Below are 14,216 nucleotides of genomic sequence, written 5' to 3' on the forward strand. Positions count from 1 at the left end.
TTGCAAAAAGACTTTTTATGAAAAATTTAAAATTATATTTTCTATTCATATTACTTGCTATTATTAATGTCAGTTGTTTAACAACTAAGGAGGTAAGGTATCTACAACCCAATGAACATTTAGCCATAAACGAATATGGTTTGATTCCTTATAGTGATCAACCTTATAAAATCAATAAAACCGATATGCTTTCTCTTAGTATAGTTACAACACCCAAAGGTGATGCAGCACAGTTTTATTCCTCTTTATATGGCTCTTCAGAAGGTCAAAGTGCAAACCAGAATGTAGTAACTAATAGTGGAAACAATGGCATTAGGACAGGTGGTGGAAATGCTACTATTTACTTCAATGGATTAAAAATCAATTCAAATGGTAATATAGATATCTTTGGTATTGGTGAAATTCCAGCAGTGGATAGAACGATAGAAGACATTCAAAAAGATATTCAAGATAAAGTTAATGAAAATTTTTTAGTGGGTAAATCACAGGTTAGATTAAACTTGGATGGGTTAACCTACTATATGCTAACCGATGTAGAAACTGGAGGCAACTTATCTGGTGAAAAAAAATCTTATACCCCCATGCTAAGCATCACAGAAGCTATTGCTCAAAATGGAGGATTGGATAGAACCATTGATAGAAAAAATATTATTCTCCAAAGAAAATATCCAGAAGGTATTAAGCGGGTCAAGTTAGATTTAACCAGAGACGACATTATGAACTCTCCTTATTTTTGGCTACAAAATGGTGATATGATTTACCTTAGTACTAGATCTAAGAGTCTTTACGGATTCGGTAAAGAACCAATACAAACTTTAACCACTGGAGTATCTTTAATTACAACGGCGCTATCTGTATATTTATTAATTTCAAGATTTTAAACTCAATGATTCCAGAAAAGATAAATAATAGTAAAAAAGATTCTCAAGAAAAGAGTGAGGTAGGTAATTTTAGCCTTTTCAATATAGAGTTTTTTCTTAGAAGACTAATTAGAAATTGGTATTGGTTTGCCCTATTGGGTATTATAGGATACGCCATTAATTATTATTACCAAAAATATTATATTCAGTATATATACCAATCAGAGCTTACATTGAGTATTTCTAGTAATTCTGCCAATTATTTGGCTCCTACACAGCAGTCTATTAACTTTATATGGGGGCAGTCTGGTAACCAACAAGGTTTATATCTTAAAAAATTAATTCTCTCAAGAACGCATAACGAGTTTTTGGCTAAAAAACTAGATCTATATATAAATTATACTACCAAGGGTAAAATTAAAGAAACAATCTTAGATAAGGAAGATGTACCATTTTATATAGAAATTGATAAATCTCATCTACAAGCTACGAATAGCCCTATAACAATTATTCCAAAAAAAGGGGATTTATATGAAATTCAACTTCAAGAAATGCTACCTAGCAAATTGTATAACTATCAATCTGAAGCATTTTTTGATGTTCCTACCCCCCATTCGCCATCGAAAAAAACACTAAAAGTAGGAGAATGGTTTGTTTCACCTTATTTTAAATTTAGATTGGTGAAAAATCCAAATCCAATTTCTATAGATTATGATAATATCATCATCACACTCAAAAGTATAGACCAAACAGTAAAAGAAAATACCCGAAATATAGATGTTTCTTTTGACAATGAATTAGAGTCTATTATGATGATTGCGAAAAAGGATTATAACCTTAAATCTACGATTAATTTTCTTAATAATAGTGTAAAAGCTTTGATTGAAAAAAGAAAAGAAGACCAAGGGATGGTGGATAGAAATACCATTGCTTTTATTAAGAAAAACTTAGACAGTGCAAAGGTTAAGCTAGACTCCTCTGCCACAGGTCTAAACAATATTAAAATTAATGAAAATATTGTACAGACAGATGGTGATATAAGTGGAATGCTTCAAAAAATTAAAGATCTAGAAACTAAAAAAGCAGAACTCTTAACACAAATTAATGCGCTTAACAATATTCGTTCTTCAATGAATAAAGATATTGAAAGTGTAATTAATATCAATGCTGCGGGGATAGAGGATGGAAATTTTATGGCCTCCGTATCAGAACTAAAACTCCTTATAGAAAAAAGAGAACTCTATAAAACCATATATACGCCTCAGTCTGAGCCGATGAAAGAAATCAATCGCTTAATTAGGGAAGCTAGAGGGAAATCATCAGGAACTTTGGGTAACTACTATTCAATCTATGCTGACGAGATTAATAAAATCAACTCACAACTCGGCCAATTAGAATCTGAACTCAGAAAATTCCCTATCAAGCAACAAAAACTTATTGATGCTGAACGAGGTTATACAATCAACGAAACAACCTATAATACATTATTAGCAGAGCAAGCCAAAGCGGAAATGAGATTGGCTGTAGGACAATCTGAAATTAATGTAATTGACTGGGCAAAAGACCTGGGACAAGGTCCAGTAGGCCCTAATACTTCTATGTTTAAAATGACAGTGATGGGAGGACTACTATCTATTCCATTATTAATTATTTTGCTTAGTACCTTATTAGATAGTAAAGTAAGAAATATTAAAGAAGTAATTAATGCTACTAAAATACCTTTATTGGGAGTTATTGGTAAAAATACCAATGAAAATAACTTAACGGTTATAGATCAACCAAAATCCTCTGTATCAGAGGCATTTAGAGGGGTTAGGGCCAATCTTAGATTTCTCTACAAAGATGAAAATGATGGTATCGGAAAAGTTATTCTTACTACCTCTTCTATTAGTGGGGAAGGAAAAACTTACGCTTCCATTAATATTGCTTCTGTATTGGCTTTAAGTGGTAAAAAAACAATTCTTCTTGGAATGGACTTAAGAAAGCCTAAGATTTTTGGTGATTTTAAAATCAATAATCAATATGGTATTTCTAATTTTTTAACTGGAGAAATATCCATGGAGCAAATGATTAATAAAACGCAAATTCCAACTTTAGATGTGGCAACGTCAGGACCTATTCCTCCTAACCCGTCCGAATTGTTAATGAGTGATAAAAACATCCAATTTATTGAAGACTTAAAAAGCATCTACGACTTCATTATTATAGACTCACCCCCTGTAGGACTTGTAGCAGATTCGTTTGAATTGATGAAACATACAGATGCCAATATCTATGTCGTAAGACACGAATACACTGAAAAGTACATGCTGAAAATGCTAATTGATAAATATCATAACCATGAAGTAAAAAATTTAGGACTTATCTACAATGACTATAGCCAAGAAAAAGGTTATGGTTATGGTTATGGTTATGGTTATGGTTATGGTTATGGCTATGGCTATGGCTATGGCTATTTCGATGAAGATAAAAACTATAAAGAACCTCTAATCATTAAGATTAGAAATAAAATTCAAAGTTTATTTAATAAAAACTAACCCTACATAACCCTTCTTTTCAAAACAGAGAAGGGTTATTCATTTTTATAAGCCACTAGGTTTTAGTATTTTTGCTCATTCAATTAATTCCTTATGGCAAAAGCAAAGAAAACCACACCTCTAATGCAACAATACAACAGTATAAAAGCTAAATATGCTGATGCTATTTTGCTATTTAGAGTAGGAGATTTCTACGAAACCTTTGGTAATGATGCTATTAGAACAGCTCAGATTCTAGGCATCGTACTTACAAAAAGAAATAATGGCGGCGATGGGCAGAGCATTGAACTTGCAGGATTCCCCCATCATTCTCTAGATTCTTATTTGCCAAAACTGGTTCGTGCTGGACTTCGCGTTGCCATATGTGACCAATTAGAAGACCCTAAAGCGGTAAAAGGGATTGTAAAAAGAGGCGTTACAGAATTGGTAACACCTGGGGTAACCTTCAATGACCAAGTTCTTAATTCTAAAAAAAACAACTTTCTTCTTGCCTTGCATCGCGAAAAGGAAAAGTACGGAATGGCTTTGGTGGATGTTTCAACAGGAGAATTTTTGGTTGCAGAAGGCAATTTAGAGAAACTTTACCATGTCATCAATTCATTTGAGCCAAGCGAAATTATCCATCAACGCACGCAGAATTTTCCAGAGAAAATAAAGGCTAAAAATGTCTTTAAAATGGAAGATTGGGCATTTCAATATCATTTTGCCTACGAAAAACTAACCCAACACTTTAACACCAATTCTTTAAAGGGCTTTGGTATAGAAAATCAAAAGTTAGCCATTACCGCTGCGGGGGCTATATTTGCCTATTTAGTGGAGGATACGCACCATAACTTGCTGAACCATATTACCAAAATACAGCCGATTCCTCAGGAAGATTATTTGATGATGGATCAGTTTACGCTCAGGAATTTAGAAGTGGTATTTCCGTCACATCCTGACGGTAAAAGCTTACTTAATATTATAGATAGAACTTCTACACCAATGGGTAGCAGACTATTGAGACGCCGACTGATCCTTCCGCTTAAATCCGTTAATGATATCAACAGAAGATTATCATTAATAGAGTTCTTGAATAAAGAAGAATTGCTAAAGTTTGAAATTCAATCTCGATTAAAAGGAATTTCCGACTTAGATCGATTGATGGGTAAACTAGCGGCAGATAAAATCTCACCGAAAGAATTAGGTTATCTTCGACAGAGTTTAATTTATATTGATGAAATTAAAGCACTATTGCATCAACATCCCGAAGTATTAGCATGGCTGAATCCATTAAATAATTTAGAAGATGCCATTCAAGATCTTTTACAAAGTCTAAATGAAGAGCTTCCCGTAAGTTTGGCAAAGGGCAATGTGATAAAAAATGGAATTTCTGAAGAGCTAGATCGTTTAAGAAATCTACAAAGTAAAGGCAAAGACTTTTTGGATGAGATGTGCCAAAGAGAAATAGAACGCACGGGAATTTCTAGTCTGAAAATTAACTTTAATAATGTCTTTGGTTACTACATAGAAGTGCGAAACACGCATAAAGATAAAGTGCCACCCGAGTGGGTAAGGAAACAAACGCTGGTAAGTGCCGAGCGCTATATCACCGAAGAACTTAAGGAATACGAAGAACAAATTTTTGGTGCGGAAGAGCGAATTGCTATTTTGGAACAGACCCTCTACCGTGAGGTATGCCAAAGAACCATGGTGTACATCGACCAAATCCAAGAAAACGCTCAACTCATTGCTCAATTAGATGTCGCAGTAGGACTTTCGGAACTGTCTATTTCGGAAGGCTATACCAAACCTATCCTTAATGAAGGCTACGGTATTGATTTAAAGGAGGCAAGACATCCCATTATAGAAGAGGCTTTACCTTTAGGCGAGAAATATATTCCCAATGATATTTTCCTAGACCGAGACAGTCAGCAAATTATTATGGTAACTGGTCCAAATATGTCGGGTAAGTCGGCTGTGCTAAGGCAAACGGCAGTGGTGTGTCTCTTAGCTCAGATTGGAAGTTTTGTACCTGCTAAATATGCCGAAATAGGTATTTTAGATAAAATATTTACACGCGTAGGAGCTACGGACAACCTTTCTGCAGGGGAATCTACTTTTATGGTAGAAATGAATGAAGCGGCGAATATCCTTAACAATATTTCGGATAGAAGTTTAATTTTATTAGACGAAATTGGGCGAGGAACTTCCACTTATGATGGGGTGTCTATCGCTTGGGCAATTGCGGAGTATTTACATCAGCACCCTACACAGCCTAAAACTTTATTTGCCACCCACTACCATGAGCTGAACGAAATGGCAATGAATTTTGAACGCATTAAAAATTTCCATATCTCTATCAAAGAGCATAAAAACAACATTATTTTTCTTAGAAAATTGGTATCTGGAGGGAGCGAACACAGTTTTGGTATCCATGTAGCAAAATTAGCAGGTATGCCATCCAAAGTGGTAAATCGTGCAAGTACTATTCTTAAAACTTTAGAAAACAACCGTACCCAAAACGATAGCAAAGAAGCGATAAAAAAAGTAACAGAAGAAAGCCTTCAACTCTCGTTTTTTCAGTTAGACGACCCTGTTTTGGAAAGCATTCGAGATGAGCTAACAAAAATAGACATTAATACTTTAACTCCTATTGAAGCGATGATGAAACTCAACGCTATTAAAAGTATGATTGGTAAATAACATGCAAAAACTTCAATTTCATAAACGATATTTTATCATTGCTTTAGCCTTGTTTCTGGTTGAGGTACTGATTGCTACGGTATTTAAGGATTGGTTTATTCTTAGAGCCTATATCGGCGATGTTTTAGTGGTAATATTGCTGTATTATTTGATAAAAGCTTTTATTAAAATTAATAACAATGGGCTATTAATTTTAGGAGTTTTTATATTTTCTATAATCGTAGAGGTTTTGCAACTATTGCATATTGCAGAGTGGCTGGGCTTTCAAAAAGGTAGCGTTGCCTATATTGTAATTGGCAATTCTTTTTCTTGGGTAGATATTGCGTGCTATGCTGTGGGGTGTCTTGTACTCTTAATCATAAATAGATTCCCAAAGCTTTGTTAATTATTCAAAATTCTGAAGTTCTACCAGTTTTTTGTACACGCCATCTTTAGCCATTAATTCTTGGTGGTTGCCTTGTTCTACAATTTGTCCTTGCTCCATTACGAGAATCGTATCGGCTTTTTGTATGGTTGAAAGTCGGTGGGCGATAATCAGAGAAGTTCTATTTTCCATCATCTTATCTAAAGCATCTTGTACGAACTTTTCACTTTCGGTATCTAGGGCAGAAGTCGCCTCATCTAAAATCATAATCGGTGGATTTTTGAGTACCGCTCGGGCAATAGAAACCCTTTGTTTTTGTCCTCCAGATAGTTTGCCTCCATCATCACCAATATTCGTGTCATAGCCTTCTGGCAAACCTTCTATAAATTGATGGGCATTGGCAATTTTAGCCGCTTCAATCACTTCCTCCCTCGTGGCATCAGGTTTTCCCATTAGAATATTATGATAAACGCTATCGTTAAAAAGTACCGACTCCTGAGTGACCATACCCAATAGCGTACGATAATCTTTTATATTTAAGTCTTTAATATTAATGCCATCTACTTTGATGCTACCTTCATTAACATCATAAAATCGGGCTAGAAGATTGGCAACCGTTGTTTTACCACTTCCTGATTGTCCTACCAATGCCACAGTTTTTCCTTTTGGAAGCACCATAGAGAAGTTGTTGATAATCTTATTATCGGTATCGTAATAGAAACTGATATTTTCAAAACGAATACTTTCGTTTAGTCCTTTGATACTAATCGGATGCTCTACCTCTTGAACTTTTAAATCGTAATCCAAAACTTCCGAAACTCGTTCTAAACTTGCCATACCCCCCTGGATAGAAGATATTGCGCTAGACAATTGCTTGGCAGGGTTTAATATTTGGTAGAAAATACCTAAAAACCCTAAGAAAGTAATAGGGTCATTATTCGTTCCATTGATAACGGCGACGCCCGAAAACCAAGCGATCAAAAGCATGGTAACCGAGCCTAAAAACTCACTCATAGGCGACGCCAACTCTCGTCTACGGCTCATCGCAATAGAATGTTTTTGCCATAGATTGGTGGTTTGTTCAAAACGCTGACTCAAAATTTTATCGGCATTAAAGATTTTAATCACCTTAGAAGATTTTAAGGTTTCATCAACCAAAGAAAATAAATTCCCAAGTTCTGCCTGAGCGTAATGCGCTTGTCTTTTAAGGCTTTTACCCACCCAAGAGATAATCCAGCCCATCAAAGGAAATACGATGAGGGAAAACAAAGTCAACTGGGCATCAAGTAAAAACAACATAATCAGCGAGAAGATAATCATAAACGGTGCATTGATAATATCCACCAAAGCGCCCATAATACCGCCCTCTACGGCACCCACATCATTAGAAATTCTGGACATCATATCGCCACGGCGTTGTTCAGTAAAGAAGGAAACGGGTAATTTTAAAAACTTATGGTATATTGCCGTACGCAGGTCTTTAGTAATCCCTACCCTATAATTTACCAAAAGGTAAGACCCTAGATATCTAAATAAATTCCTTAGGAAAAATGCCAAAGCTGTAATCACACACAGCCATGCCAATACAGTAGTCCCTCCATAAATATCATTATAAACTTGTATTTTATAATACAATAAATCTTTAGCATAGCTGAAAGAACTACTTATATACCCATCATACATGGGGTGAGTAGTGGTATCTACCTTGTCCAAATTAAGAATAATCCTTAGTACAGGTAGCATAGACAACACCGAAAATATTTGAAGTAAAGAATATAAAATATTAAAAATCATACTACCCCAAAGGTATTTTTGGTGAGGTTTAGCAAAATTAATGATCCTTCTAAGTGGTTTCATAAACTGAAATTAAGGCACAAAGATAGAGAATTTTATAGAGATTAGAATTTGTGATGTACTAATGTATGAATGTATGAATGTACCAATGTAAAAAGTATTAATGTAAAGGTATAAAGATGTACTGATGTAAAACCAGTGATTTAGAGATTAGAGGCTAGAAATTAGAATTTAGACAAGAACAGCAATAGGCAGTAGGCTTTAAGCAATAAGCTACTCAAAACTCTTAACTCTTCACTTTTAATTTATAATTTATAATTTAGCATTTATAATTCTTCTAAAATCTAATTTCTAAATCCTCTTGCACAATAAAAAAATTATTGTACCTTTGTCGCCGTTATGACACGCAATACCAGCAACATAAAAATTTCTCAAAAAAACTACCCCAATAATTTGGTGGTTTCAGAAAATTGTGTAAACACACACACACACACACACACACACACACACACACACACACACACAAGTTAAATCCCGCGTAACGCGCGTATTATACAACCTTTTTTCTAAAAAAACAAACAGAAGTCTTTTAGATTTTACGGCTATATGCCGTAGGCTAAAGGCTTCAGGCAATCACTCAATATTTGCTTTAGGCAATAAGCAGAAGGCAACAAGCCACTCAAAACTTAAAATTTATCACTCCTTACTCGCTTTAGGCAGTAAGCCGAATGCAGGAAGCCACTTATCACTTAACTCTTTTCACTTTTACCTTGCTGAAGGCAGTAAGCCGAAGGCTATAAGCCACTCAAACCTCGTCGTAGGCCATAAGTTGAAAGCCACAAGTTACTCAAAACTCATCACTCAAAATTCAAACCTTGCCTTAGGCTTAAAGCCTACGGCTTACAGCCAAAATATTGCAGCCCTTTCTTTGGCATTCCTTGCCATGGGCTGTAGCCCTGTCCTCATTTTCTTTAAGTTGTGTGTTATATATCTGGGGGCAGGGCGTTTTTTCTATGCTTTAAGCCGTAAGCCGAAGGCGGTAGGCAAAAGTANAGAACTTAGAGATGAGAACTTAGAAATTAGCTTTTTGAGTGTAAGTTACTCACCATTTAAAACCTATTAAACATACTCAACTTTTTAAATTTTATAAATTATGAAAAAACACATTTTTATTCTATCTATGCTAGCAATGGGCAGTAGCCTCTATGCACAGCAAGACAAGGGGCGTGTAGGGATTAACACCACGGCGCCGAAAGCTACACTAGATATTTCTAGGAAAGACGGGCTGCCTGCTACGCAGGTGCAGGGTGCTATCTTGCCCCACATTAGNTCNGAAGAGCGNAACNAATTTACTAATGTAGAAAAAGGNACGATGATTTANAANACNACCAAAAANTGTATTGATTGGTTNGATGGNACCACTTGGCNGTGNNTNGATGGNANNCNAANAGATNNGNCNCCATTGGAAATACCAACAAGCCTTAAGATATTGGAAGATAAAACCTTTATAGCCTCTGCCTATGATACTAATTATAGACCTTATACCAATCCCACTAGCGTTGCAACTTGGGACACCAATGTAAATCCTGACACAACAGGAGAGGATGTAATAAATTATCAAGGAAAGATCACCACCGAGGGCTTCTGGGTGCGGATTCCTGTAGAGGCTACCGCCAGTGGCNACCTGCCAGCCTATGCTACCAGCACAAAGGTAGATGCAAGTAAAACCCAAGATGGGCAAAGTAGGATGCTTGAGTTGTCTTGGTCGGCGCAGTCCTATGATACGACTACAAAATATATTTTAGCTCACATTAAATCTGTAGGAGGAGATTTGTTGGTAAAGAAATTAGATACCAATGCAGGTATAGGTGTAGACGCTCAGGGGGTTTCTTTAGCAGATTTTGCGATTAACATAAAAGACAATAGCGCTATTGCTTATCATATAAGAGCCATAGGCGTAATCCCAGACCGATGCTATGGGAAAACCACGCTAGAATGCGTAGGCTATGGAGCGGCGGTGAAAGAACACCAGTTTTTATATGTTCCAATACAAGGTCCAGATGGTGCAATCTGGCTCAACAACTATCTGGGAGCTGACTACACTAAAATAGAAAATAGTTATTTTAACCCTATCTATACGAGTGGAGCATTGGATGAAGAGGATCAACCTATAATAGACCCTAATACCATACAAATATACGATGATCCACATGCTTACGGATCCGTTTTCCAGTGGCAGCGTCAACCTGATGGTCACGAACTTGTCCGTAAAGTATCGGGAAGTTTCCGTCTGAAATATACGGGGAAGGGAGCTATTTCTAGTTCATGGGAAAATGCCGCAACAAATAGGAATATTCGTCCAAGTAACAATGGGGCTTGGGTTCATTCTAGCTTAGCAGATCAAACTTCCGGAAAAAATTTATGGCAGGCTAAAGGTTCGACGAACCCATGTCCGACTGGTTTTCATGTGCCAACAGGATCAGAATTCGATGTACATTATATTAAATTGCGAAAAGCGGGCTTAATCAAGTACGAGGCTTACCCATTTATATCGCGTAACGTCTCCTTGCGAGTGTCTTCTGATAATGGAGACCTGACTAGGGAAAAGGTAGCTAGTGTTACGGCTTGGACGAGTACCGAAACGTTTGACACCGTCGCCGGTACACGAAAGTATATGGCGCGAGCGTTTGGGGAAAAATATTTGAACAGCCATGAAGTGAGCCTGTGGCCGTATTTACAGACGACCGGGAATAATGTGTTATGCATCAAAGATTAAGCGTGCGTTCACAGCGGTTTGCCGCCAGCAAGCCTAAGCTTGTAAGTAAAAAACAGGTGGGTAAGGCTAAGTATGGCGGTACCCCTATAGGGTAACATAATGTAACCCTATGGGTTCGCTAAAAAAGGTACAAACTAACCACCATATTCCCAAAAGCCTGCAAAGGCTTATCCACAAAGACTTTGTAGGCTTTTATAATTAATAAAATAACCTAACTAATATTTTAAAAATAGTAAAAAAACTAAGACATTATGCCTAAAATCTTCCGCAAACCCGCTCCCTATATGGTGTTGCAAGATTTCTACCCTACTAAAATGTACTAATGTAAAATGTACTATTGTAGAATGTACTAATGTAGATATAAGCCTAAAGCCTCCTGCCTACGGCTTACACTTACAGCCAACTAATCTCTAACTTCTAAAATCTAAAAAATATGAACAACTTAAAAGCATGNAGCCCTTTCTTTGGCATTCCTTGCCATGGGCTGTAGCCCTGTCCTCATTTTCTTTAAGTTGTGTGTTATATATCTGGGGGCAGGGCGTTTTTTCTATGCTTTAAGCCGTAAGCCGAAGGCGGTAGGCAAAAGTACAGAACTTAGAGATGAGAACTTAGAAATTAGCTTTTTGAGTGTAAGTTACTCACCACTTAAAACCTATTAAACATACTCAACTTTTTAAATTTTATAAATTATGAAAAAACACATTTTTATTCTATCTATGCTAGCAATGGGCAGTAGCCTCTATGCACAGCAAGACAAGGGGCGTGTAGGGATTAACACCACGGCGCCGAAAGCTACACTAGATATTTCTAGGAAAGACGGACTGCCTGCTACCCAAGTGCAGGGGGCTATCTTGCCCCACATTAGNTCNGAAGAGCGNAACNAATTTACTAATGTAGAAAAAGGNACGATGATTTANAANACNACCAAAAANTGTATTGATTGGTTNGATGGNACCACTTGGCNGTGNNTNGATGGNANNCNAANAGATNNGNCNCCATTGGAAATACCAACAAGCCTTAAGATATTGGAAGATAAAACCTTTATAGCCTCTGCCTATGATACTAATTATAGACCTTATACCAATCCCACTAGCGTTGCAACTTGGGACACCAATGTAAATCCTGACACAACAGGAGAGGATGTAATAAATTATCAAGGAAAGATCACCACCGAGGGCTTCTGGGTGCGGATTCCTGTAGAGGCTACCGCCAGTGGCAACCTGCCAGCCTATGCTACCAGCGTAAAGGTAGACGCAAGTAAAACCCAAGATGGGCAAAGTAGGATGCTTGAGTTGTCTTGGTCGGCGCAGTCCTATGATACGACTACAAAATATATTTTAGCTCACATTAAATCTGTAGGAGGAGATTTGNTGGTAAAGAAATTAGATACCAATGCAGGTATAGGTGTAGACGCTCAGGGGGTTTCTTTAGCAGATTTTGCGATTAACATAAAAGACAATAGCGCTATTGCTTATCATATAAGAGCCATAGGCGTAATCCCAGACCGATGCTATGGGAAAACCACGCTAGAATGCGTAGGCTATGGAGAGGCGGTGAAAGAACACCAGTTTTTATATGTTCCAATGCAAGGTCCAGATGGTGCAATCTGGCTTAATAACAACTTAGGCGCAGGCTATGCCAAGGTAGATGAAAATTATTTTAACCCTATCCATCAGGGTGGAGCGTTAGACGCTGGGGGAAGTCCTTTAATGGATCCTACGGCAGACCAGATTAAACAAGACTGGCGTGCTTATGGTTCACTTTTCCAGTGGCAGCGTAATCCAGATGGTCATGAACTCATCAATTGGTCTAACGCAACTAGTGGTACACCGAAATATAATAGCCCTACATCAACTTTATCCAGCTCTTGGACAAATCCAAATACTAACCAGTTTATCCAGGGTACTTATTCGTCTTACTATAGTTGGGTAAATAGCACCATAAACACTGCTTCTACAAATAAGGATTTATGGCAGACTAATGGTTCCACCAATCCTTGTCCGTCTGGTTATCATGTTCCTACGCATACGGAGCAGATGGCTTTGCATGATGCTATTACAGGTAAGTCTAATGGTAGAAATTTCACATATAGCTCTGCAATGTGGAATGAGCGAGTGCTTCGTCTGCCTGCTAGTGGTAACCGTGGATCCGATGATGCGGAGCGAAAACTTCAGACATTGAGCGGCGAGTTCTGGAGCAGTGAAGATTGGCATGATCGATCATCACGGTGGCTGTGGTTCAGCGACATCGGTAGCGATGCGGGCCGCGTCTACGGTCGTGCAACCGGCTTTAGCGTCCGCTGCCTCAAGGATTAACCATGCGTTCACAGCGGTTTGCCGCCAGCCCGCCTAAGCTTGTAAGTAAAAAACAGGTGGGTAAGGCTAAGTATGGCGGTAACCCCATAGGGTAACATAATGTAACCCTATGGGTTCGCTAAAAAAGGTACAAACTAACCACCATACCCCCAAAAGCCTGCAAAGGCTTATCCACAAAGACTTTGTAGGCTTTTATAATTAATAAAATAACCTAACTAATATTTTAAAAATAGTAAAAAAAACTAAGACATTATGCCTAAAATCTTCCGCAAACCCGCTCCCTATATGGTGTTGCCCCACGGAGACCCTATAAAAGAGGGCGGTAAGCGGTGTTTATTCCCCTCTTGTAGAGCATAGGTGTCTACACAGCAAAAAGAGCATTATGAATATGAATTATAAATAAGAATTAAAAGAAAAAACAAAAACAATATGAAATACAAATTAGTACAAAAAGCTAATCCGCAAGATAAGAGCAAAAAATGGTATGCCAATGCGGTAAATGCCGGCACCGTTAGCCAGCGTGCGGTAGCAAAAAACATTGCCGAAAAATCCTCGCTCACAGTAGGAGATATCGCCAATGTAATCGAAAACTTATTAGAAGAAATGCCCAAAGAGCTTATCGAAGGTAAGAGTGTAAAGTTAGGCGATTTTGGTACTTTTCGCCTTTCGCTAAGCAGTGAAGGTGTAGGCAATGAGAAAGACTTTAATGCCACTAAAATTAAAGGTGCTAAAGTCATCTTTACCCCAGGGATGGCGCTTAAAAAGGCGTTAAGCGACATTAAATATGAGCGAGAATAAGCCGAAGTTTATTCATTATTTCATCTCCAAAACAGAGGCTATGAGCCTCTGTTTTTTTATGTTTTTAAGCCCCAAAACATATCTATT

The 14,216-nt window shown here is 37.4% G+C and carries 7 protein-coding genes; 6 read left to right on the forward strand and 1 reads right to left on the reverse strand.

Annotated features, from left to right (window positions below; genetic code table 11):
- Positions 1 to 17 precede the first annotated feature (17 nt).
- The 4 genes from C237_RS0103260 (at position 18) to C237_RS0103275 (ending at position 6,467) form a co-directional block, all read left to right on the forward strand.
- On the forward strand, positions 18 to 881 hold the full coding sequence (locus C237_RS0103260; RefSeq protein WP_018675064.1) for a polysaccharide biosynthesis/export family protein: 864 nt from the start codon (positions 18 to 20) through the stop codon (positions 879 to 881).
- 5 nt (positions 882 to 886) lie between these two features.
- The gene (locus C237_RS14810) at positions 887 to 3,397 is read left to right on the forward strand and encodes an exopolysaccharide transport family protein (RefSeq protein ID WP_018675065.1); all 2,511 of its coding nucleotides are present in this window, start codon (positions 887 to 889) and stop codon (positions 3,395 to 3,397) included.
- A gap of 93 nt (positions 3,398 to 3,490) precedes the next feature.
- On the forward strand, positions 3,491 to 6,082 hold the full coding sequence (gene mutS, locus C237_RS0103270) for a DNA mismatch repair protein MutS (RefSeq protein WP_018675066.1): 2,592 nt from the start codon (positions 3,491 to 3,493) through the stop codon (positions 6,080 to 6,082).
- Between the two features lies 1 nt (position 6,083).
- Entirely contained in the window at positions 6,084 to 6,467 is a 384-nt protein-coding gene (locus tag C237_RS0103275; RefSeq protein ID WP_018675067.1) for a ribosomal maturation YjgA family protein, read from the forward strand.
- Here C237_RS0103275 and C237_RS0103280 read toward each other — a convergent pair whose 3' ends face one another.
- Entirely contained in the window at positions 6,468 to 8,303 is a 1,836-nt protein-coding gene (locus C237_RS0103280) for an ABC transporter ATP-binding protein (protein WP_018675068.1), read from the reverse strand. It abuts the gene before it with no gap.
- 3,177 nt (positions 8,304 to 11,480) lie between these two features.
- Here C237_RS0103280 and C237_RS14175 point away from each other — a divergent pair.
- Both C237_RS14175 and C237_RS0103300 read left to right on the forward strand, forming a co-directional pair.
- The gene (locus tag C237_RS14175) at positions 11,481 to 11,675 is read left to right on the forward strand and encodes a hypothetical protein (RefSeq protein ID WP_185095098.1); all 195 of its coding nucleotides are present in this window, start codon (positions 11,481 to 11,483) and stop codon (positions 11,673 to 11,675) included.
- Between the two features lie 2,085 nt (positions 11,676 to 13,760).
- Positions 13,761 to 14,129, forward strand: a complete 369-nt coding sequence (locus tag C237_RS0103300; protein WP_018675073.1) for an HU family DNA-binding protein — start codon at positions 13,761 to 13,763, stop codon at positions 14,127 to 14,129.
- Positions 14,130 to 14,216 lie beyond the last annotated feature (87 nt).

Source organism: Riemerella columbina DSM 16469, assembly GCF_000374405.1.
Taxonomy (GTDB): domain Bacteria; phylum Bacteroidota; class Bacteroidia; order Flavobacteriales; family Weeksellaceae; genus Riemerella; species Riemerella columbina.

Excerpts from the sequence above, each read along its gene's own strand:
- C237_RS0103300 (WP_018675073.1), top strand. The coding sequence starts at position 13,761 with ATGAAATACAAATTAGTACAAAAAGCTAATCCGCAAGATAAGAGCAAA.
- C237_RS0103280 (WP_018675068.1), bottom strand. The coding sequence starts at position 8,303 with ATGAAACCACTTAGAAGGATCATTAATTTTGCTAAACCTCACCAAAAA.
- mutS (WP_018675066.1), top strand. The coding sequence starts at position 3,491 with ATGGCAAAAGCAAAGAAAACCACACCTCTAATGCAACAATACAACAGT.
- C237_RS14810 (WP_018675065.1), top strand. The coding sequence starts at position 887 with ATGATTCCAGAAAAGATAAATAATAGTAAAAAAGATTCTCAAGAAAAG.
- C237_RS0103275 (WP_018675067.1), top strand. The coding sequence starts at position 6,084 with ATGCAAAAACTTCAATTTCATAAACGATATTTTATCATTGCTTTAGCC.
- C237_RS0103260 (WP_018675064.1), top strand. The coding sequence starts at position 18 with ATGAAAAATTTAAAATTATATTTTCTATTCATATTACTTGCTATTATT.